Annotated in this window: 23 protein-coding genes and 3 tRNA genes; 7 read left to right on the top strand and 19 right to left on the bottom strand. The window is 70.6% G+C overall.

Annotated features, from left to right (window positions below; all coding sequences use genetic code 11):
• Positions 1–319: 319 nt before the first annotated feature.
• The 8 genes from rplL to JK363_RS37865 form a co-directional block, all read right to left on the bottom strand.
• Entirely contained in the window at positions 320–709 is a 390-nt protein-coding gene (rplL, locus tag JK363_RS37900) for a 50S ribosomal protein L7/L12 (RefSeq protein WP_201882644.1), read from the bottom strand.
• 78 nt (positions 710–787) lie between these two features.
• Complete coding sequence (rplJ, locus tag JK363_RS37895; RefSeq protein WP_201882603.1) at positions 788–1,351, bottom strand: 50S ribosomal protein L10; 564 nt, start codon at positions 1,349–1,351, stop codon at positions 788–790.
• A gap of 288 nt (positions 1,352–1,639) precedes the next feature.
• Positions 1,640–2,521: an SCO4651 family lipoprotein gene (locus tag JK363_RS37890; protein ID WP_504752584.1), complete on the bottom strand. Its 882-nt coding sequence runs from the start codon at positions 2,519–2,521 to the stop codon at positions 1,640–1,642.
• Between the two features lie 132 nt (positions 2,522–2,653).
• Positions 2,654–3,376: a 50S ribosomal protein L1 gene (gene rplA, locus JK363_RS37885; RefSeq protein WP_201882601.1), complete on the bottom strand. Its 723-nt coding sequence runs from the start codon at positions 3,374–3,376 to the stop codon at positions 2,654–2,656.
• Between the two features lie 201 nt (positions 3,377–3,577).
• A complete protein-coding gene (gene rplK, locus JK363_RS37880) occupies positions 3,578–4,012 on the bottom strand; it encodes a 50S ribosomal protein L11 (protein ID WP_009715899.1) in 435 nt (144 codons plus the stop codon).
• Positions 4,013–4,186: 174 nt separating this feature from the next.
• Positions 4,187–5,029 (bottom strand): transcription termination/antitermination protein NusG, encoded by an 843-nt coding sequence (gene nusG / locus JK363_RS37875; protein WP_201882600.1) that lies wholly within the window; start codon positions 5,027–5,029, stop codon positions 4,187–4,189.
• Between the two features lie 81 nt (positions 5,030–5,110).
• Positions 5,111–5,401, bottom strand: a complete 291-nt coding sequence (gene secE / locus JK363_RS37870) for a preprotein translocase subunit SecE (RefSeq protein WP_201882598.1) — start codon at positions 5,399–5,401, stop codon at positions 5,111–5,113.
• Between the two features lie 107 nt (positions 5,402–5,508).
• Positions 5,509–5,581: transfer RNA gene (locus tag JK363_RS37865), tRNA-Trp, on the bottom strand.
• A 238-nt stretch (positions 5,582–5,819) separates the two neighbouring features.
• On the opposite strand from JK363_RS37865, the gene JK363_RS37860 reads away from it, so the two are divergent.
• Together JK363_RS37860 and JK363_RS37855 are read left to right on the top strand one after the other, a co-directional pair.
• Positions 5,820–7,058, top strand: coding sequence for a pyridoxal phosphate-dependent aminotransferase (locus JK363_RS37860; RefSeq protein ID WP_201882595.1), 1,239 nt, complete (start codon positions 5,820–5,822; stop codon positions 7,056–7,058).
• A 157-nt stretch (positions 7,059–7,215) separates the two neighbouring features.
• A complete protein-coding gene (locus JK363_RS37855; RefSeq protein ID WP_201882593.1) occupies positions 7,216–8,229 on the top strand; it encodes an adenosine deaminase in 1,014 nt (337 codons plus the stop codon).
• A 25-nt stretch (positions 8,230–8,254) separates the two neighbouring features.
• On the opposite strand, the gene JK363_RS37850 is transcribed toward JK363_RS37855, so the two are convergent.
• The 6 genes from JK363_RS37850 to JK363_RS37825 form a co-directional block, all read right to left on the bottom strand.
• Positions 8,255–9,310 carry a UDP-N-acetylmuramate dehydrogenase gene (locus JK363_RS37850; RefSeq protein ID WP_201882591.1) on the bottom strand — a complete coding sequence of 352 codons (1,056 nt, stop codon included), beginning with the start codon at positions 9,308–9,310 and terminating at the stop codon, positions 8,255–8,257.
• Between the two features lie 112 nt (positions 9,311–9,422).
• Entirely contained in the window at positions 9,423–9,857 is a 435-nt protein-coding gene (locus tag JK363_RS37845; RefSeq protein WP_201882589.1) for a MaoC family dehydratase, read from the bottom strand.
• Entirely contained in the window at positions 9,854–10,318 is a 465-nt protein-coding gene (locus JK363_RS37840) for a MaoC family dehydratase N-terminal domain-containing protein (RefSeq protein WP_201882587.1), read from the bottom strand. The genes JK363_RS37845 and JK363_RS37840 overlap by 4 nt, the downstream gene beginning before the upstream one ends.
• Before the next feature lie 85 nt (positions 10,319–10,403).
• Positions 10,404–10,568: a 50S ribosomal protein L33 gene (rpmG, locus tag JK363_RS37835; protein WP_009715907.1), complete on the bottom strand. Its 165-nt coding sequence runs from the start codon at positions 10,566–10,568 to the stop codon at positions 10,404–10,406.
• A gap of 85 nt (positions 10,569–10,653) precedes the next feature.
• Positions 10,654–10,726, bottom strand: a tRNA-Met gene (locus JK363_RS37830).
• A gap of 57 nt (positions 10,727–10,783) precedes the next feature.
• A tRNA-Thr gene (locus JK363_RS37825) sits at positions 10,784–10,856 on the bottom strand.
• A gap of 215 nt (positions 10,857–11,071) precedes the next feature.
• Between JK363_RS37825 and JK363_RS37820 the strand changes: the two genes are divergently transcribed.
• Complete coding sequence (locus tag JK363_RS37820; protein ID WP_201882585.1) at positions 11,072–12,373, top strand: amidohydrolase family protein; 1,302 nt, start codon at positions 11,072–11,074, stop codon at positions 12,371–12,373.
• Positions 12,374–12,464: 91 nt separating this feature from the next.
• Positions 12,465–13,130 (top strand): SDR family oxidoreductase, encoded by a 666-nt coding sequence (locus JK363_RS37815; RefSeq protein ID WP_201882583.1) that lies wholly within the window; start codon positions 12,465–12,467, stop codon positions 13,128–13,130.
• Positions 13,131–13,145: 15 nt separating this feature from the next.
• Here JK363_RS37815 and JK363_RS37810 read toward each other — a convergent pair whose 3' ends face one another.
• Together JK363_RS37810 and JK363_RS37805 are read right to left on the bottom strand one after the other, a co-directional pair.
• Positions 13,146–13,601 (bottom strand): DUF3574 domain-containing protein, encoded by a 456-nt coding sequence (locus JK363_RS37810; protein WP_236076466.1) that lies wholly within the window; start codon positions 13,599–13,601, stop codon positions 13,146–13,148.
• Between the two features lie 353 nt (positions 13,602–13,954).
• Entirely contained in the window at positions 13,955–14,806 is an 852-nt protein-coding gene (locus JK363_RS37805) for a DUF1206 domain-containing protein (RefSeq protein ID WP_307822032.1), read from the bottom strand.
• A gap of 210 nt (positions 14,807–15,016) precedes the next feature.
• On the opposite strand from JK363_RS37805, the gene JK363_RS37800 reads away from it, so the two are divergent.
• Positions 15,017–16,303 carry an amidohydrolase family protein gene (locus JK363_RS37800; protein ID WP_236076465.1) on the top strand — a complete coding sequence of 429 codons (1,287 nt, stop codon included), beginning with the start codon at positions 15,017–15,019 and terminating at the stop codon, positions 16,301–16,303.
• 236 nt (positions 16,304–16,539) lie between these two features.
• Here JK363_RS37800 and JK363_RS37795 read toward each other — a convergent pair whose 3' ends face one another.
• The 3 genes from JK363_RS37795 to JK363_RS37785 all read right to left on the bottom strand — a co-directional run bounded on the left by JK363_RS37795 (position 16,540) and on the right by JK363_RS37785 (position 18,029).
• A complete protein-coding gene (locus JK363_RS37795) occupies positions 16,540–17,199 on the bottom strand; it encodes a hypothetical protein (protein WP_201882577.1) in 660 nt (219 codons plus the stop codon).
• A gap of 183 nt (positions 17,200–17,382) precedes the next feature.
• Positions 17,383–17,667: a hypothetical protein gene (locus JK363_RS37790; RefSeq protein WP_201882576.1), complete on the bottom strand. Its 285-nt coding sequence runs from the start codon at positions 17,665–17,667 to the stop codon at positions 17,383–17,385.
• A gap of 110 nt (positions 17,668–17,777) precedes the next feature.
• Positions 17,778–18,029, bottom strand: coding sequence for a ricin-type beta-trefoil lectin domain protein (locus JK363_RS37785; protein ID WP_201882575.1), 252 nt, complete (start codon positions 18,027–18,029; stop codon positions 17,778–17,780).
• A gap of 227 nt (positions 18,030–18,256) precedes the next feature.
• Between JK363_RS37785 and JK363_RS37780 the strand changes: the two genes are divergently transcribed.
• Both JK363_RS37780 and JK363_RS37775 read left to right on the top strand, forming a co-directional pair.
• Positions 18,257–19,354, top strand: a complete 1,098-nt coding sequence (locus JK363_RS37780) for a methyltransferase (protein WP_372444934.1) — start codon at positions 18,257–18,259, stop codon at positions 19,352–19,354.
• A 14-nt stretch (positions 19,355–19,368) separates the two neighbouring features.
• Positions 19,369–20,196, top strand: coding sequence for a menaquinone biosynthetic enzyme MqnA/MqnD family protein (locus JK363_RS37775; protein WP_201882573.1), 828 nt, complete (start codon positions 19,369–19,371; stop codon positions 20,194–20,196).
• Positions 20,197–20,396: the final 200 nt, after the last annotated feature.

Genomic DNA, 20,396 nt, shown 5'->3' with positions numbered 1-20,396 from the left:
CCCTGTCCGGCGGCCACCCGCCGGGAGCGCATATCGATACTGCCCGCTTCGCCGACGATCCATGCCTCGGAGTTTGGATCGCTGTGACGTCGCGTCCTGAGAATTGCGCGCTGCGTGCCGTTCGTCAAGGCCCCCCACTCCGGCGAGATCGTCACAGGGCGTGGCGACGGGCAACGAAGATCACCATACCTGTCGCAACCGACAAGACAACGTAGCCGTCACGGGTACGCCGAAGGGCGACCACCCGAACGGGTGATCGCCCTTGCGGAGTCCGGCCTCACCGCCGTGCGCCGAAGGCGCGTGGCGATGGGCCGAAAGGTCACTTGACCTCGACGGAGGCGCCGGCGCCCTTGAGGGACTCGGCGGCCTTGTCCGCGGCCTCCTTGTTGACCTTCTCGAGGACCGGCTTCGGGGTGCCGTCGACGAGGTCCTTGGCCTCCTTCAGACCCAGCGAGGTCAGCTCACGCACGACCTTGATGACCTGGATCTTCTTGTCGCCGGCGCCGGTGAGGATGACGTCGAACTCGTCCTTCTCCGGCTCGGCCTCGGCGACGGCGCCCGGGGCACCCGGGGCGACGGCGACGGCGGCCGGGGCGGCGGCGGTGACGTCGAACTTCTCCTCGAAGGCCTTCACGAACTCGGAGAGCTCGATGAGGGTCAGGTTCTCGAACTGCTCGAGGAGCTCTTCCTGGCTGAGCTTCGCCATGATGGCGGTCCTTCCACTAAGTCGGCAGGTGCCGGATGTACATGTCGGCGGGCTTACGGGCCCGCTGCGACCGGGGCCTGATTACTCGGCGGCCTCGGCCTCGGCGGGAGCCGGGGTGTCGGCACCGCCCTGGTCGGCCTGCTTCTGCCGGAGCGCCTCCGCGGTGCGGACGAACTTCGACAGCGGGGCCTGGAAGAGCGCCGCAGCCTGGGACTGCTTGGCCTTCATCGCACCCGCCAGCTTGGCGAGCAGCACCTCGCGGGACTCGAGGTCCGCGAGCTTCTTGATCTCGTCGGCGGACAGCGCCTTGCCGTCGAGCACGCCGCCCTTGATCACAAGAGCGGGGTTTTCCTTGGCGAAGTCACGGAGACCCTTCGCCGCCTCGACCGGGTCACCGGTCACAAAGGCGACGGCCGACGAACCCACGAACAGGTCGTCGAGCTGGTTGATCCCGACCTCGTTGGCCGCGATCTTGGTCAGCGTGTTCTTCACCACACGGTACTGAGCGTTCTCACCGAGCGAACGGCGCAGCTCCTTGAGCTGGGCAACGGTGAGACCGGTGTACGCGGTCACGACGGCAGCGTTGGAGCTGCGGAACTTCTCCCGCATCTCCTCGACGGCTGCGACCTTGTCAGGACTCGCCATGATCCTCGGCCTCCTTCCGGGTGATGAGGACCGCTTCGGCCTGAAGGAAGGAGGCTGAACAACGCGAAAACGCCCCGGCGCAGGCGCTCGGGGCGTGACTCGACCTTGCGGACCCAGCGGGCCCGTTCGGGAGTTCAACCACAGTCACCTGCGCAGGTCGTCCGCAGCTAGCGGATCCTTCAGCCACCGTGTCCCCTTGCGGAGGCACAGCGACAACCAGCGGTCTTTGGCTTCTGAAGCAGATTACGCGAACGGGCCGCGGCCAGGCAAATCAGGTCGCCGGCGGCCTCACTGGCCGCTGATGTCCTCGAAGTTCACGGTGTCCGAGGAGGCCGGCTCGTCGACGGCGACCTTGGTGCCGTAGTCCGAGTAGAAGACGGTGGAGTCGTAGCCGCCGTTGTTGCTCTTGGCCTGCTCACGCTTCTTGACCAGCAGGTCGTTGCCGTCGATCCACAGGTCGATGGTCTCGGTCTCCATACCGGACTGCTCGAGCTGCTTCTGGAGCCCCTCGAGGTCGGACTCGCTGAGGTCCTTGGACTGCATCTTGGCCAGCTCCGAGACCTTGACCGTGCCCGTGTAGTGGGTGGCCTTGGTGCCCTTCACCTTCTCCGAGCCGACGCTCTTGACCTTGCCGGTGGCGATCAGCAGCTGCACCGAGCGCGCCGGGTCGGTGTTCTGCATCTGGTCCTTCAGGAAGGCGCCGGACGGGCCCGCCTTCTCGGCGAGCACGTCGTAGTCGTACTTGACCCAGTGCTTGCCGTCACCCGCCTGCGCGGCGAACTCGTCGCCCAGGTTCATGAACATCGCGTCGGGCGTGTAGCGGGCGGGCATCGGCTTGCCGGCCAGCGGCGAGGAGGCCGCGGCGCCACCGTTCTGCGTGATGGTCATGTTGGCCCGCATACCGTCGGCCCAGTCCATCTCACCCTTCATGGACGAGTTGGCCTCGCCCATCGTGGTGGTGCCCTCGACCTTGGCCGAATGCTGCTGGTCGGTGCGCTGCGAAGCCTTCTTCAGCGCCGCCAGCGGGCTGCTGACCTGCTCCTGCGCCGTGTCGCCCGACTTCTTTCCGCCACCGTCGGACTTCTCGCTCCCGCACGCGGTGAGCCCGACCATCAGGACGACGCTCCCGGCCGCTATCACGGCTCGCGTAGCAAACTGAGTCCCGCGCACAGGGTCCCCCTCTTTAACTGTCTTTTATGACTGGCTGAGAACTGTAGCCCAGGGGACCGACAGCAAAGCCGCCGGGCCCCCGCACCAGTTGACGTGGTACGGGGGCCCGGCGGCTGCACGGGACGTGCTGGGTCAGACGGCCTCGTCCTCGACCAGCAGGTTGCGGGTGCGGTTGGCGTCCAGCGGGATGCCGGGGCCCATGGTGGTGGTCAGGGTCGCCTTCTTGATGTAGCGGCCCTTCGCGGCGGACGGCTTGAGACGGTTGATCTCCTCGAGCGCCGCGGCGTAGTTCTCCACCAGCTGCGTCTCACCGAACGACACCTTGCCGATGATGAAGTGCAGGTTGGAGTGCTTGTCGACGCGGAACTCGATCTTGCCGCCCTTGATGTCCGTGACGGCCTTGGCCACGTCCGGGGTGACGGTGCCGGTCTTCGGGTTCGGCATCAGACCACGCGGACCGAGCACCCGGCCCAGGCGGCCGACCTTGCCCATGAGGTCCGGGGTGGCGACGACGGCGTCGAAGTCCAGACGCCCCTTGGACACCTCGTCGATGAGCTCGTCGGAGCCGACGATGTCGGCGCCGGCGGCCTCCGCGGCTGCGGCACGGTCACCGGTCGCGAAGACCAGGACCCGGGCGGTCTTACCGGTGCCGTGCGGCAGGTTCACGGTGCCGCGGACCATCTGGTCGGCCTTGCGCGGGTCGACGCCCAGGCGCATGGCGACCTCGACGGTCGCGTCGAACTTGGTGTTGCTGGAGGTGTCCTTGGCGAGACGGACGGCCTCGAGCGGGGCGTAGACGCGCTCCCGGTCGATCTTGGCGTCCGAAGCGCGGAGGGTCTTGCTGCGCTTGCTCACTGCTGCTCCTGAGGTTTTTCGTTCGGAGTCGTGGTCCGGGCCAGCGCTTGGCCCTGCCACTTCAATGGGGTTCGCTCGCCTCTGGGCGCTCAGACCCGGTGTCGACGCTCTTCGACCCGCGCTCGTTCCTCGCTCGGTCTCATCACTTTCAACACCGGCGCGCCCTCCGGCTCGCTCACGATGGTGGTGCTACGGGGTGTGTCAGCCCTCGACCGTGATGCCCATGGAACGGGCGGTGCCGGCGATGATCTTCTCGGCGGCGTCCAGGTCGTTGGCGTTCAGGTCGGGCATCTTGGTGGTGGCGATGTCACGGACCTGGTCGCGGGTGATCTTGGCGACCTTGGTCTTGTGCGGCTCGCCGGAGCCCTTCTCCACGCCCGCGGCCTTCAGGATCAGCTTGGCGGCCGGCGGAGTCTTGGTGATGAAGGTGAAGGAACGGTCCTCGTAGACCGTGATCTCCACCGGCACGACCATGCCACGCTGCGACTCGGTCGCGGCGTTGTAGGCCTTGCAGAACTCCATGATGTTGACGCCGTGCTGGCCCAGCGCGGGGCCGACCGGCGGGGCCGGGTTCGCGGCGCCGGCCTGGATCTGGAGCTTGATCAGCCCCGTGACCTTCTTCTTCTTGGGAGGCATGCTCTCTCCGGGTCTTAGTGAGAGGTAGATCGCCCCCGAACCGGATCATCCGGATGGAGGCATACCGCACAACGATAACGGGTATGGCTGTGCGCCTTAAAACCGAGCAGGTCAGACCGGCCACAAGGGCCCGTCTGACCTGTTCGGAAGCGTGGACTCCGGTGGGGACCGGTGTCAGTTCTTCTGGATCTGGTCGAAGCTCAGCTCGACCGGGGTCTCCCGGCCGAAGATCTCGACCAGGCCCTTGACCTTCTTCGAGTCGGCGTTGATCTCGTTGATCGTCGCCTGGAGGGTCGCGAACGGGCCGTCGGTGACCGTGACCGAGTCGCCCACCTCGAAGTCCAGCACCTGGACCTCGACCTTGCGGCTGGGGGCCGGCAGACCGCCCTCCTCGGCGGCGGCCTTGGCGGCCTTCTCCTCGGCCTCCGGGGCGAGCATCTTGACGATCTCGTCCAGGGTCAGCGGGTACGGGTCGTAGGCGTTGCCCACGAAGCCGGTGACGCCCGGGGTGTTACGGACGACGCCCCACGACTCGTTCGTCAGGTCCATGCGCACCAGCACATAGCCGGGGAGCTTGTTCTGGCGGACGGTGCGGCGGTCGCCGTTCTTGATCTGGACAACCTCTTCCTGCGGCACCTCGGCCTGGAAGATGTAGTCCTCCACGTTCAGCGAGACGGCCCGCTGCTCGAGGTTGGTCTTCACGCGGTTCTCGTAGCCCGCGTAGGTGTGGATCACGTACCACTCACCGGGGAGGGTGCGGAGCTCCTCACGCAGGGCCTCGACCGGGTCGACCGCCTCTTCCTCGGCCTCGCCCTCGACGGCCTCGACCTCACCGGTGGCCTCGGCGGCCTCGGGCTCCGTCTCGTCCTCGACGTGGAGCGCTGCCTCCTCGGCCGGCTCGCCGGCCGCGGCGTCGGCCGCTTCAGCCTGGTCGGAATCCGCCGCCTCGACGATGTCGAGCTCGTCCTCACGGGACTCGACGGGCTCGGCGGCGTCGTTCAGGTTCGGGTCAGACACGGTGGCTGCTTCTTCCTGGCTTCAAGGGGTGGAACGTGCGAAGAGGCGAACGCCGGGACAGCGGTCGCCTTCCGCGGGTCATCAGCCAAAGACGTACTTGATGGCGTGGTTGAACCCATAGTCAATCACGGTCACGATGCCGATCATGATGACAACAAAGACGATCACCACAGTGGTGTACGTCGACAGCTGACTGCGGGTGGGCCATACAACCTTGCGCAGCTCAGCGACGATCTGGCGGTAGAAGAGCGCGAGACGGCCGAAGGGACCCTTCTTACCGCGCTTGCCACCACGGCGGCCCTTCTTGGTCGCCACCTCGTCCTCGGGACGACCGCTCTCAGGCGTCGCGGTGGAGCCAAGGGCTTCCGTCACTCATCCTCACCTGAATCCGGGTCGTGGCCGTGCCGCGTCCGGCCCGGCCGCACAGCGGTGCATTGTCCTTGCGTACGCATACAGCACCCTGATCGAAGTGCGTGTAGCAGGGCCGGAGGGACTTGAACCCCCAACCGCTGGTTTTGGAGACCAGTGCTCTACCAATTGAGCTACGACCCTTTGCGGCACTCCCAACCTACCGCATCCACCCGGCTGCACGGAGTGTGCGGGGCGGAACGGCCGTTGAGCGGCCAACGACGCATGAGTGTACGTGCTTGACGCCCGGTCGTCGAACGAGAAGCCGTCCAGGGGGTGTCCCGGCCGTGCGCCGCCCCTCGGCGGCCGGGAACCGGGGCCCGCGCGGAGCGGCCCGTAAACCCCCGTGTCGCCCCACGCGCGGGTCTGCGACGATGCAGGTATGACCGCTGCTACTCCCCCAGTACAGTCCCCGACCGACCGGCGGGTGTCAGCCCGCATCGGCTCCATCTCCGAGTCGGCCACGCTCGCCGTGGACGCCAAGGCGAAGGCCCTCAAGGCCGCCGGGCGCCCGGTGATCGGCTTCGGCGCGGGCGAGCCGGACTTCCCCACGCCCGACTACATCGTCGAGGCGGCCGTCGCCGCGTGCCGCGACCCCAAGTACCACCGCTACACCCCGGCCGGCGGCCTGCCCGAGCTCAAGGCCGCGATCGCCGCGAAGACGCTGCGCGACAGCGGCTACGAGGTCGAGGCGGCGCAGGTCCTGGTGACCAACGGCGGCAAGCAGGCGATCTACGAGGCGTTCGCCGCGATCCTCGACCCGGGCGACGAGGTCATCGTGCCGGCGCCGTACTGGACCACCTACCCGGAGTCGATCCGGCTGGCCGGCGGTGTCCCGGTGGACGTCGTCGCGGACGAGACGACCGGCTACCGCGTCTCCGTCGAGCAGCTGGAGGCGGCCCGGACCGAGCACACCAAGGTGCTGCTCTTCGTCTCGCCCTCCAACCCGACCGGCGCGGTCTACAGCCGTGAGCAGATCGAGGAGATCGGCCGCTGGGCCGCCGAGCACGGGCTGTGGGTGCTCACCGACGAGATCTACGAGCACCTGGTCTACGGCGACGCCGAGTTCCACTCGCTGCCCGTGGTGGTGCCCGAGCTGCGCGACAAGTGCATCGTGGTCAATGGCGTCGCCAAGACGTACGCCATGACCGGCTGGCGGGTGGGCTGGATCATCGGCCCCAAGGACGTGGTGAAGGCCGCGACCAACCTCCAGTCGCACGCCACCTCGAATGTGAGCAATGTCGCTCAGGTCGCCGCGCTGACCGCCGTCTCGGCCGACCTCGACGCGGTCGCCGCGATGCGCGAGGCGTTCGACCGCCGCCGCCGCACCATCGTGCGGATGCTCAACGACATCGACGGCGTGGAGTGCCCGGAGCCGGAGGGCGCGTTCTACGCCTACCCGTCGGTGAAGGGGCTGCTCGGCAAGGAGATCCGCGGCAAGCGCCCGGAGAACACCGTGGAGCTGGCCGCGCTGATCCTGGAGGAGGCCGAGGTCGCGGTGGTGCCGGGTGAGGCGTTCGGCACCCCGGGCTATCTGCGGCTGTCCTACGCCCTGGGCGACGAGGACCTCGTCGAGGGCGTCTCGCGGATGCAGAAGCTGCTGGGCGAGGCGCGGGCCTGATCCCGTCCGGCGCCCGTCACCGACGGCCCCTGTCCTCCGCCGCGGCGGAAGGCGGGGGCCGCCCCCTTCGGGGGCGCGGACCGGACACCTCTGTTCGGTCACCCCCCGTTCGGTGAAAGCGGTACCGATGGCCATCGCCGTACGGCAGGATCACCAGATGGCACGTGATGTACATCTGCTCCCCAAGGCGCATCTGCATCTCCACTTCACCGGCTCCATGCGCCCCTCCACCCTCCTGGAACTCGCCGACAAGTACGGCGTCCATCTGCCCGACGCGCTGAGCGGCGGCGAGCCGCCGAAGCTGCGCGCGACCGATGAGCGCGGCTGGTTCCGCTTCCAGCGGCTGTACGACATCGCGCGGTCCTGTCTGCGGACGCCGGAGGACATCCAGCGGCTGGTGCGCGAGGCGGCCGAGGAGGATGTGCGGGACGGGGCCGGATGGCTGGAGATCCAGGTCGACCCCACGTCGTACGCCCCACGGCTCGGCGGGCTGCTCCCGGCGCTGGAGGTCATCCTGGACGCGGTCGAGACCGCCTCCCGGGACACCGGGCTCGGGATGCGGGTGCTGGTCGCCGCCAACCGTACGAAGCATCCGCTGGAGGCCCGCACCCTGGCCCGGCTCGCGGTGCGCTACGCCGACCGCGGCGTTGTCGGCTTCGGCCTCTCCAATGACGAGCGGCGCGGCTTCGCCCGGGACTTCGACCGCGCCTTCGCCATCGCCCGGGACGGCGGGCTGCTGGCGGCTCCGCACGGCGGTGAGCTGTCCGGCCCGGGCAGCGTCCGCGACTGCCTGGACGACCTCGGCGCGGGCCGGGTGGGCCACGGGGTGCGGGCCGCGGAGGACCCACGGCTGCTGGCCCGGCTGTCCGAGCGCGGGGTGACCTGCGAGGTGTGCCCGTCGTCCAACGTGGCGCTCGGGGTCTACGAGAAGCCGGAGGACGTGCCGCTGCGCACGCTCTTCGACGCCGGTGTGCCGATGGCGCTGGGCGCCGACGACCCACTGCTCTTCGGCTCCCGGCTGGCGGCCCAGTACGAACTGGCCCGGGAGCACCACGGCTTCACCGACCCCGAACTGGCCGAGCTGGCCCGCCAGTCCGTCCGCGGCTCCGCCGCCCCCGAGCCGGACCGCGCACGCCTGCTGGACGGCATCGACGCCTGGCTGGCGACCTGATCCGGCCCTGAGGCGGTGTCAGGCATCAGAGGCTGACGCCCACCGTCACCGGCTCGTTGACCAGGCGGACGCCGAACGCGGTCTCGACTCCGGCCACCACCTCACGGGCGAGGGCCAGCAGGTCTTCGGTGGTGGCCGCACCGCGGTTGGTGAGGGCCAGGGTGTGCTTGGTGGAGATCCGGGCCGGGCCGGAGCCGTAGCCCTTGGTGAAGCCCGCCCTGTCGATCAGCCAGGCGGCGGAGGTCTTGACGTGGCCGTCGCCCGCCGGGAAGGCGGGCGGCGCGGTGTCCGGGCCGAGGCGTTCGGCGACGCGGGCGAGGAAGGCGGTGTACGCGGCCTCGTCCAGCACCGGGTTGGTGAAGAAGGACCCGGCGGACCAGGTGTCGTGGTCCTCGGGGTCGAGCACCATCCCCTTGCCCGCGCGCAGGCCGAGGACGGTCTCACGGGCGATGACGGCGGGCACCCGGTCCCCGACCTCGACGCCCAGCACCCGCGCGGTCTCGGCGTAGCGGACCGGTGCGGACAGCCCGCCGGCGTCCTCCAGTTCGAAGCGGACCCGCAGCACCACGTGGCGGTCGGGGTCGGCCTTGAAGCGGCTGTGGCGGTAGGAGAAGGCGCAGTCGGTGTTCGGGATGGCCACCACCTCGTCGGCGCGCCGGTCGTAGGCGATCACCTCGGTGATGGTGGCGGAGACGTCCTGGCCGTACGCCCCGACGTTCTGGATCGGCGTGGCACCGGCGGAACCGGGGATTCCGGCCAGGCATTCGATCCCGGCCAGCCCCGCCTCGACGGTGCGGGCGACCGCGTCCGACCAGTTCTCGCCCGCGGCCAGCTCCAGACGGGTGCCGTCGAGGGTGAAGCCGCGGGTGGCGATGCGCAGGGCGGTGCCGTCGAAGCCCTTGTCGGAGATGACCAGATTGCTGCCACCGCCGATCAGCAGCAGCGGGATACCGGTCGCGTCGGCCTCGCGGACCGCGGCGATCACCTCGTCGTCGGTGGTGGCCGTGATCAGCCGGGTCGCCGGTCCGCCCAGGCGGAACGTGGTCAGCGGGGCGAGGGAGGCGTCGTGGAGTTCCTGCACGCGCACAAGAGTACGGGGGCGCCCATGGGGCCCCATGAGGCGGCCGCCCCCGGCACGGAGACCGGGGGCCGGCGGGGGCTCGGCGGCCCGGCGGCAAGCCGCCCCGGGCGGCTCAGCCGAGCCGGACCACCGCGCGGGCCCGGCCCAGCACCCTCTGCCCGCCACTGGTGGCCGTGATGTCCAGGCGCACCGTACGGGCCTCGTCGTCCAGCTTGACGGCGACCTTGGCGGCGATCTCGATGACCGCGCCCTTGTCGTCGTTGGGGACCACGACCGGCTTGGTGAAGCGCACGCCGTACTCGACGAGGGCTCCGGGGTCACCGGTCCAGTCGGTCACCACCCGCCCCGCCTCGGCCATGGTGAACATGCCGTGGGCGATGACGTCCGGCAGACCGACGTCCTTGGCGAACTTCTCGTTCCAGTGGATGGGGTTGAAGTCGCCCGACGCCCCCGCGTAGCGGACCAGACCGGCGCGGTCCACGCGGAACTCGCGCGGCGGCACCTCGGTGCCGACCTCCACGTCCTCGTAACGGACCTTGGCCGTCATCTGCTCTCCTCCGCCTCGGCGGCGCGGGCCACCAGGGTCGTGAACGAGGTCACGACGTGCTCGCCCGCCTCGTCATGGACTTCGCCGCGCACGGACAGCACGTCGTTGCCCGCGAGTGACTTGATCGAGTCGATGGTCGAGGTGACCCGCAGCCGGTCACCGGCCCGGACCGGGCGGGTGTACGCGAACTGCTGGTCGCCGTGGACGACCCGGCTGTAGTCCAGCCCCAGCGCCGGGTCCTCGACCACCTGGCGCCCCGCGGCCTTGAAGGTGATCGCGAACACGAAGGTGGGCGGGGCGATCACATCGGGGTGGCCGAGTGCCCGCGCCGCCTCGGGGTCGGTGTAGACCGGGTTGGTGTCACCGATGGCCTCGGCGAATTCCCGGATCTTCTCCCGGCCGACCTCGTACGGGGCGGTGGGCGGATAGCTCCGCCCGACGAAGGACTGGTCGAGCGCCATCGGCTCGCACCTCCTGCGATTGATTACCAACAAAACGAGGCCACCCCCCGCGTGGGGAGGCGGCCTCGTCAGGAGAGCTTATTGCTCAGCGCGTCTCGCGGTGCGCGGTGTGCGCGTTGCACCGCGGGCAGTGCTTCTTGATCTCAAGACGATCCGGGTCATTGCGCCGGTTCTTCTTGGTGATGTAGTTCCGCTCCTTGCACTCCACGCAGGCCAGCGTGATCTTCGGGCGGACGTCGGTGGCAGCCACGTGAGTGCTCCTTGACGAACGGATGGGATTTAACGCAGAAAGAGTAGCCGATCGAAGGACCGAGCCCACAATCGGCTACTGTCAGTAGCGGTGACCGGACTTGAACCGGTGACACAGCGATTATGAGCCGCTTGCTCTACCGACTGAGCTACACCGCTGCGATGTGATGGATACCCCGCCCGACCGGAGTCGAAGCGGGAAACCTGACACATCAGAGCCCCAATACGGAATCGAACCGTAGACCTTCTCCTTACCATGGAGACGCTCTGCCGACTGAGCTATTGGGGCGAGCGATGAAGACATTACACGCTCGGCCGCCGAAGGTGAAATCCGTATCGGCGCACGGTCACAGGGTCATCGGGCACCACACCGGTACGACTATTCGGCTCCTCCGCGAAGCCGCCCCCACCGCGTCCTAGGCTCGGGTCAGGCCGAGTGATCTTGGCTGCTCATGCGCCCGTCACCGGCCCTCTTTGCGCCCCTCACACGCCCCGCGGAGTGCGATGCCCGACAGCCAGCCGCAGCAGCCTCAGCAGCCCCCCAGGAACGACGCGGCACCCGGGCCCGGCGGTGCGCTGGTGCTCGGCGGCGCCCGGCTCGCCGACGGCCGCACGGTGGACGTCCGGCTCAGCGGCGGGCGCATCGAGGCGGTGGGCACGGCGGGCAGCCTCGTCCCCGGTCCCCGGCTGGACCTCAGCGGCTATCTGCTGCTGCCCGCCCCCGCCGAACCGCACGCCCACTGCGACACCGCGCTCACCGCCGAGATCGCGGGCCCGGTCCCGCACACCCCCGAGGACGTCCGGCGGCGCACCACCGAGGCGGCACTGCTGCATCTCGGCCACGGGGCGACGGCGCTGCGCACCCATGTACGGGTCGGCGGGGTGCACGGACTGCGCTCCCTGGAGGCCGTCCTCCAGGCGGGCCACACCCTGCGCGGGCTCACCGACCTCGGCGCGGTGGCGGTGCCGAGAGTGCTGACCGGCGCGGCCGGGGCGGACGGGCTGGCGATGCTGCGGGACGCGGTGAAGATGGGCGCCGCCGTGATCGGCGGCTGCCCCGATCTCGACCCCGATCCCACCGGTCACGCGGAGGCCGTGCTCGACCTCGCCGCGCGCCACGGCTGCGCGGTCGATCTGCACACCGACGGTGACGACCCGGCGCGGCTCGCCCGGTTCGCGGCCATGGCCGGCGGGCTGCGGCCGGGGGTGACCATCGGCCCGTGCGCGGGACTCGCCCGGCTGCCGCGGGAGGTGGCGGCACGGCTAGCGGACCGGCTGGCGGCCGCCGGTGTCACCGTGGTCTGTCTGCCGCAGGGCGACTGCGGCGGGCTGGAGGACCGGGGCGCGCGCGGCGCGTCCGGCCCGGCGGGCCCGTCCGCCCCCGGCTGCGCTCCGGTGCGACTGCTGCGGGCGGCGGGCGTCCGGGTGGCCGCGGGCAGCGGCGCCCTCCGGGACGCCGTCAACCCGGTGGGCCGCGGTGACCCGCTGGAGGCCGCCTTCCTGCTGGCGTCCCGGGAGGGGCTGGATCCGGCGGAGGCGTACGAGGCGGTGTGCGGGCGGGCCCGGGCGGCGCTGGGGCTGGCCGAGGTGCGGGTGGAGGCCGGGTTCCCGGCCGAGCTGCTCGCGGTGCGCGGGGAGGGGCTCGCCGGTGTGCTCTCCCTGGCGTACAGCCGGGTGGTGGTGCATCAGGGGCGGGTGGTGGCCCGGACCAGCGCGGTGCGGGAGTACTGCGACTCGGCCGCGGCGGTCGCGCTGGACCTGCCGCGGCAGACGCGGGCGCAGAACCAGGACGGCGAGCAGGCGTAGGGCGCGGGCCGCCCGGGGCCCCCTTCCCGCGGCGTGCGGCGCCCCGGTTCCGGGCGAGCGGCCCGGCGACGCACGGCGTACGGTCGGGGTCATGCGCATTGTCATCGCTGGTGGACATGGACAGATCGCGCTGCGGCTGGAGCGGCTGCTCTCCGCGCGCGGGGACGAGGTGGCGGGCGTCGTCCGCCGGCCCGAACAGGCGGGTGACCTGCTGGCGGCGGGCGCCGAACCGGTCGTCTGCGACCTGGAGTCGGCCTCCGTGGAGGACGTGGCGAAGTATCTGGAGGGCGCGGACGCGGCGGTGTTCGCCGCCGGCGCCGGGCCCGGCAGCGGCGCGGCCCGCAAGGAGACGGTCGACCACGCGGCAGCGGTGCTCTTCGCGGACGCGTCCGAGGCGGCGGGGGTCCGGCGGTTCCTCATCGTCTCCGCGATGGGCGCGGAGGGCGAGATCCCGGAGGGCACGGACCCGGTCTTCGCCACCTACCTGCGCGCGAAGGGCGCCGCGGACGCGAACGTACGGGGGCGCGGCGGCCTCGACTGGACGGTGCTGCGGCCCGGCATGCTGACGAACGACCCGGGCACGGGCCTGGTCGAACTGGCGGAGCGCACCGAGCGCGGCCCGATCACCCGCGATGACGTGGCCGCGGTCCTGGTCGCCCTTCTCGACGAGCCGCGCACGGCGGGCCGCACCCTGCAACTGGTCAATGGCGCCACGCCGGTGGCGGAGTCGGTGCGGGCGACCGTCGGGCAGGGCTAGCGGTCTGCCCCGGTTTCAGAAGTCCACGCGGGTCGGGGCGTCGGCGCGGGCCACGGACTCCTGGGCGTATTTCCGTTCGTAGGCCGTCCGGATGCGCTCGATGTGCGGGTCGTGGGCGCGCGCCTCGGACACCGGGTAGAGCAGGACCACCTCGTACGAGCGCTCGCGCTCGATCGCCCCGGTCCGGTCCCGCCACTGCCCCCGCCCGTCCCGGATCGTCAGCCCGGCCGGGAAGCGCGGGGTGATGGTGCGGTCCACGAACGCGAGGAACTGCTTCTCGGTGACGGGCGGCCCGCCGCCGGGCCGTTCCGTCCCGAAGAAGAGCCGGGTCTCGACGTACGCCGCACCCCTGGCCGGGGCGGAGACGGCCGTTTCCGGCCCGGTGTCGAGCGCGGCGTGGGCGACGACGGGCGTGGCGGCGGCGAACGCGACCGCCACCCCGACGGCGGCGATCCGGGTGCGCGAGGTCATGCCCGGCATGCTCCCGTCCCCCGAAGCCCACCGGAAGACCACCGCGCCGAGGTCGAGCGGGACACGAGCGGTACTCGTCCGGCGTTCAGCCGGCGGGCCGTCATGGCACCGTGTCGAGCGGGTGCCGGGCCGCGGCCGTTGGATCCTCCGACCGACCCCCCGCTGGTCCGGCGTCCGCCACTGACAGCGGGGGCTACGGCTCGGTGCGCCCATCCCGAAGCGACGCCCACCTCCCAGCGCCCTACGGACCAGCCTGTGCGGCCTGCCCGGGGTGAGGCCAGTCACCGCACGGCGCGGGCCGCGCGCCGTGGGGCCCGCGACCGGCTGCCGCCCCGCGGGGCATCGGCATCGGCTCAGACGCGGCGCCAGCGGGCCATGGCGAAGGAGAAGACGCCGAACAGAGCCAGACCCACCGCCACGGCCACCAGCAGCCAGGGGCCCGCCGATGTGCCGGCGAAAGCGCGGAGGGTGTCGTCGAGCCCCTTCGCCTCGTCCGGGTCGTAGCGCCTGGCGGCGGTGACCGCGAAGCCGCCCGCCACCGCGAACACGACCCCGCGCGCCGCCCCGCCGCATACGCCCAGCGCGTACACGGTCCGCTTGACCTTCCGCGGCGTACCGGCCATCGCGAGGTGCTTGCGGAAGCCGCGCCGGACGGCGCGTAGGGCGATCCAGATCCCCGCCACGGTCACCGCGGCTCCGGCGATGCCGACCAGCCAGCTGCCGTACGGCAGGTCGAGGGCGTGTGCCGTGACGTCCTGGGACTGCTTGTCGCTGGAGCCGCTGCCCTGCTCCCCGGCCGCGAAGGAGAGCACGGAGGAGGCGACGACGCCGTAGAAGACCGCGCGAGCCGTGGAGGCCAGCCGCTTCTTCGCCGTGCGTCCGTCCGGTCCCGCCGCACCGAAGGCCGCCTCGGACAGCCGCCACAGCGCCATCCCGGCGACCCCCACGCCGACCGCCCAGACCAGGACCGAGCCGAAGGGCTGCCCGGCCAGCACCTCCAGGGCCCCGCCCCGGTCGGCCTGTTCGCCGCCGTCGCCGAAGGCGATCCGCAGCGCCAGCAGTCCGACCAGCAGGTAGAGGACACCGCGCGCGGTGAGCCCGCAGCGGGCCGCCGCCTCGATGGCCCGGTCGGCCGCCTCGCCCGGGGTGCGGGTGCGTGCGCGCGGCGCCGAGCCGAGTCCGCGTGCGATCGACGATGCGTTCACCGTTACCTCCCGGCCATTGCCGTGTGCACTGCGTTTGCCCTGCGCGCGCGGCCGAAAACGGGACATGCGGAGAGCCTCTCCGGTCGCCGCGGAGCGCATCCCTTGTTGCTTGGAGCGGTGCCGCCTACTCTGCCCATACCTGACGGGTCGTCAGATTCGGTTTCCTCCGGCGGTCTGCGCGACCGCCGGGCGAGAAGGGGAGTTGGCGGGATGACGGGCACAGCGGTGAGCGGATCGGTGAGCGCGGCGGCCGGGGCGGACGGGACGGACGGCAGGGCCGGGCTGCCCAGGGTCATCAGCGTGGACGACCATGTGATCGAGCCCGCGCACCTCTTCGAGCGCTGGCTTCCGGCCAAGTACCGGGACCGCGGACCCAAACCGCTCACGGCCGGGATCGGGGAGCTGGCGTACATCGGCGGCAAGTACCGGATCACCACCGATCCGGACGGTCCGCTCACCGACTGGTGGGAGTACGAGGGGGGCCTCTTCCCGTACAAGCGCATCATCGCGGCCGTCGGCTTCTCCCGGGACGAGATGACGCTGGAGGGCATCACCCGCGACCAGATGCGCCGTGGCTGCTGGGACCCCAAGGCCCGGCTCGCCGACATGGACATGAACCACGTCGAGGCGTCCCTGTGCTTCCCGACCTTCCCCCGCTTCTGCGGCCAGACCTTCGCCGAGGCGGACGACAAGGAGGTCGGCCTCGCCTGCGTGCGCGCGTACAACGACTGGATGGTCGAGGAGTGGTGCGGTGACAGCGGCGGACGGCTGATCCCGCTCTGCCTGATCCCGCTGTGGGACGTGGAGCTGGCGGTCCAGGAGATCCGCCGGAACGCGGCGCGCGGGGTACGGGCGGTGACCTTCAGCGAGATCCCCACCCATCTGGGTCTGCCCAGCATCCACAGCGGCTACTGGGATCCCTTCTTCGCCGAATGCGCGGCCACCGGCACGGTGGTGTGCATGCACATCGGCTCGTCCTCGCAGATGCCCGCCGCCTCCCCGGACGCCCCGCCCGCCGTCCAGGCGTCGCTGAGCTTCAACAACGCCATGGCGTCGATGATGGACTTCCTCTTCAGCGGGGTGCTGGTGAAGTTCCCGCGGCTCAAACTCGCCTACGCCGAGGGCCAGATGGGCTGGATCCCCTACGCCCTGGAGCGCGCGGACGATGTCTGGGAGGAGCACCGGGCCTGGGGCGGGGTGCGCGATCTGATCCCCGAACCGCCGTCCACGTACTACTACCGGCAGATCTACTGCTGCTTCTTCCGCGACAAGCACGGGGTCGCCTCGCTGGAGACGGTCGGGGAGGACAACGCGACGTTCGAGACCGACTATCCGCATGTGGACTCGACCTGGCCGCACACCCGGCGGATCGCGGCCGAGCATGTGGCGGGGCTGTCGGCGGAGACGACGTACAAGATCCTGCGGGGCAACGCGATCCGGATGCTGGAGCTGGACTTCGACCGGGACCGGGGGCGGGACCCGGGGCGCGCTCGCTAGGGTCCGTCGGCGGCCGTGGGGGCGGGCTCCCGGACCCGCCGCCGCCGGCCGAGTTGAGCACACAGGCCGCGGCCCGCGGCGACGAGCACGTGGTGCAGTTCACCGAGGCGTCTCCGCGCGAGTACGGCCGGACGCGCCGTAGCGGGTCCGGCCCAGGGTCCGGCAGGAAACCTGCCGTGACGATCGGGGCATCACCTGCCGGTACGGCCCACAGCCCCGCTCGAAGGTCCCTGCCGTCAGACCGGAGTACCCGGCAGCGGGGTGAACCCGGGGGCACACGCCGTCGCAATGTTCGTCGGGGTGAGGGCTCCTGCGGTGGAGATGGTGCACCGGGCCTGGTGAATGACTCCGTCACCCGCCAGCAGGGTGATGAAGAGGTGGCCAGGGTCGCTCTCGGTCACCGACAGGGCCGTGTCCTGCGTGCAGGTCGGAGCACCGGCAACAAGGCCGAGGTCGATCCAGACGCCCGGGCCCCGGCTGTCGTTGAGGAAGGCGTGCCCCAAGCGGTCCGTCGCCGCATGGAATTGCGTCTCGAACAGGGGGGCGCCCCCATAGTCCACGACGGTGGAGCTGACGTCGCGCTCCCGCGAGAAACAGCTTCCACCCGGGGGCGTGATGGGAGAGGCCGATGGAGCGGCGGACGACGGATCGTCCGATGGAGCAGCGGACGGGGCGGCCGACGGATCGTCGGATGGCGCGGCCGACGGATCGTCGGATGGGGCGGCCGTTGGAGCGGACGACGGAGCAGCCGACGGGGCAGCCGTTGGAGCGGACGACGGATCGTCCGCGACCGCGGGCACGGCCACGAGCGCCCCGACGAGGAGAGCTCCCGAGACGGCCGCGAGCCCCTTGACCGGCCGAGCGAACTTCTTCATCATTCCTGCCTTTCTGGCCATGGATGCAAAGGAAAAAGACCCTGCCGAAAGGCGACATTCCACTGAAGATGCATATTCTTGTATATTGTTTGCTTAATCACCCATGGGGAGCATGCCCGTGCCCCTGATGGAGCACGGGAGCGTCGCCGCGCGGCGGCGGCAGGCCGTAGCGGGGTTCCCGTCAGATGGCGGCACAGCCGTGAATCAGCCGACGAGAAGGCGGACCGCCTGCCACACCAGAACACCGTGCAGCAGCAGACAGCTGACCCACCCCGCCGCTCCCCCGCCCCCCTCCCGCCGCACCTGGACCCATCCCGCGACCGTCAGCGCCGCGGCCACGCCCCACAGCGGCCACGCCACCATGCGCCACGGTGTGGACAGCGAGGTGGCGAGCCCGATGGCCGCGACGGGGATGAGCACGATCAGCGGGATGGCCCAGCGCGTTTGCGCGGCAACGTCGGCGGATTCCCCCGTGGTTCCTGTTGTCATGGAACGTATCCCCGTATGCGGTGCGGTCGTTGTGCCGGCCACTGTTCAGCCAAGCAGAGTCACGGGGGAATGGCCCGGCAACGGCCGGTAGGGGCCGAGTGATCCGCGACTCACCCGCCCTCCGCGCAACGGCCCCGGGCCGCGCGTGTGCGCAGCCGGGGGCCGTTTCCCTGTTGTTGCGACACCGGGCTTGAGCCCAGTGGGTTCGTGGCGGCGGAGCCAATGGCGTGGCATTTACCGGAGTAGACGTTCCACAGGGTCTTACTGTCGCTGTCGTACCACCACTTCTCGTCGATCGCGCCGTTGCGGGTGTATTGGATCACCTTGGCGCTGTTGTCGAGTTTGGACCGACTCCTGGGCACTTTCCCATGCCCTCCGTTGATCCATACGGCCCGGCACCTGGTGGGCGGCGGCCTTCAAAGCGCGGCCGTGCGGCGACGTCCATGACGGCGGACAATCGAAATATGTTCTGCCTTCAATCAATTCGGAAATGCGAGATGGCGCACACCAAAACCGCTTGGCCCGCCCGAATACGCTGGTGTTAATCTGGCGCTCAGTAACCCTGTGGGTCTTTACCGGCAGGCCGTGAATGGGGGATGTACGGGTGAGCTTATCCGGCATGCGCACAGAGGACAGTCAGGGCGTTACGGCGACGGTTGCGCGATTAGCCCACGGGCACATGGCGGCGCAGGTGGTGCGCGTCGCGGCCCGGCTCTCCGTGGCCGACCTGCTGCGGGACACCACGCGTACGTCGGCCGATCTGGCGCGCGCATGCGGGGCCGATCCACAGGCCATGCACCGGCTGCTGCGCGCGATGGCGGGGCTGGGGCTTCTCTCGGAGGACGAGGGTGAGCGATTCTCGCTCACGGAGGCCGGATCACTGCTGCGCACGGACCGCCCGGATTCCCTGCACGCACTGGTCCGTCTGCTCACCGACCCCACCACCGTCGGCGCTTGGACGGGGCTGGAAGAGAGCGTCCGCACCGGGGGTCCGCACTTCTCCACGGCGTACGGGCAGGACTACTTCACCTACCTCGGCGGCGCCCCGCAGCTCTCCGAAGAGTTCAACGCGGCGATGAGCCAGGGCACCCGCATGGTGGCCGACCTGGTCGCGGAGCACTACGACTTCGGGCGCTTCAGCACGGTGGTCGACATAGGGGGCGGCCACGGCACCCTGCTGGCCGCCATCCTGCGCGCCCACCCCTCCCTGAAGGGTGTTGTCTTCGACTCCCCCGAGGGGCTGGAGGGCGCCGAGCGAAACCTGGCGGACCTCGGCGTCGGCGACCGCTGCACCCGCGAACCGGGGGACTTCTTCACTGCCGTCACGGAGGGCGGCGATGTGCACGTCCTCAAGAGCGTCCTGCACGACTGGAACGACGAGCAGTGCGTCACCATCCTCCGGCACTGCCGCGAGGCCCTGCCCGAGAGCGGCCGTCTGCTGCTCGTCGAGCGGGTGCTGCCCGACACCGCCACGGCGGGGGCGGACGAGCTGATGTATCTGAGCGACCTCAACATGCTGGTGAAGGTGGGCGGCCGGGAGCGCACCCGCGCCGACTGGGACGCGCTGCTGCACGCGTCGGGGTTCCGGCTCTCCGCCGTCACTCCGCTGCCCCGCCCCCAGCCGTTCTCGCTGATAGAGGGGACACCGGTCGTCCCGAGGCCGGTCGTCCCGAGGTCCGACCAGTGAGCGTGTCCGCCTCCATGAGGCACCGTCCGCGCGTCGGCCACATCGGATTCCTCAACTGCCTGCCCCTCTACTGGGGGCTCATGCGCACCGGTGCGCTCCTCGACCTGGAGCTCACCAAGGACACCCCGGAGCGGCTGAGCGATCTGCTGGTCGCCGGCGATCTCGACATCGGCCCGGTCTCGCTCGTGGAGTTCCTCCGGCACGCCGACGACCTCGCCGTGCTCCCGGGCATCGCGGTGGGCTGCGACGGAGACGTCATGTCCTGCGAGATCGTCTCCCGGAAGCCGCTGGCCGACCTCGGCGGGGCGCGCGTCGCGTTGGGCTCCACCTCGCGCACCTCCGTACGCCTGGCGAAGCTCATCCTCGCCGAGCGCCACCACACCCACCCCGACTACCACAGCTGCCGCCCCGACCTCGGGCGCATGCTCGAGGACGCCGACGCCGCCGTGGTCATCGGGGACGTCGGGCTCCAGGCCCATACGCGCCGGCTGCCCGCGCAGGGGCTGGACGTCCACGACCTGGGCCGGCTGTGGCACGACTGGACCGGGCTGCCGTTCGTCTTCGCCGTCTGGGCGGTCCGCCGCGACTTCCTGGCGAGGGAGCCCGAAACGGTGCACGAGGTGCACCGGTTGCTCCTCGCCGCGCGGGACCTCTCGCTGGAGCACCTCGACGAGATCGCGGTCCGTGCCGCGCGGTGGGCGCCCTTCGACCCGGCGCTCCTGGAGACGTACTTCAGCACGCTGGACTTCGGCCTCGGCCCGCGGCATCTGGGCGGGATGACCGAGTTCGCCCGGCGCATCGGCGCCACCACCGACTATCACTGGCTGGCGCCCGTCTCCTGATGCCACCCACCCCGGAATCGCGCCCGGGAAAAGGGTCTCAGGAGGGGCAGCGCCCTTGCCGACGCGTGGTTCACGCGACTTCACCACCGTGCCGGACAGACATATGAATGACGAGGGGATGACGGCAATGGACTCTGGCCTCAAGCGGGAGTTGGAGGAGAAGGTTCTCGCGGGGGAGCGGCTCTCCCGTGAGGACGGCC

Source organism: Streptomyces coffeae, assembly GCF_016741875.1.
Lineage (GTDB): Bacteria > Actinomycetota > Actinomycetes > Streptomycetales > Streptomycetaceae > Streptomyces > Streptomyces coffeae.
This window is presented reverse-complemented; position numbering and strand designations above follow the sequence as displayed.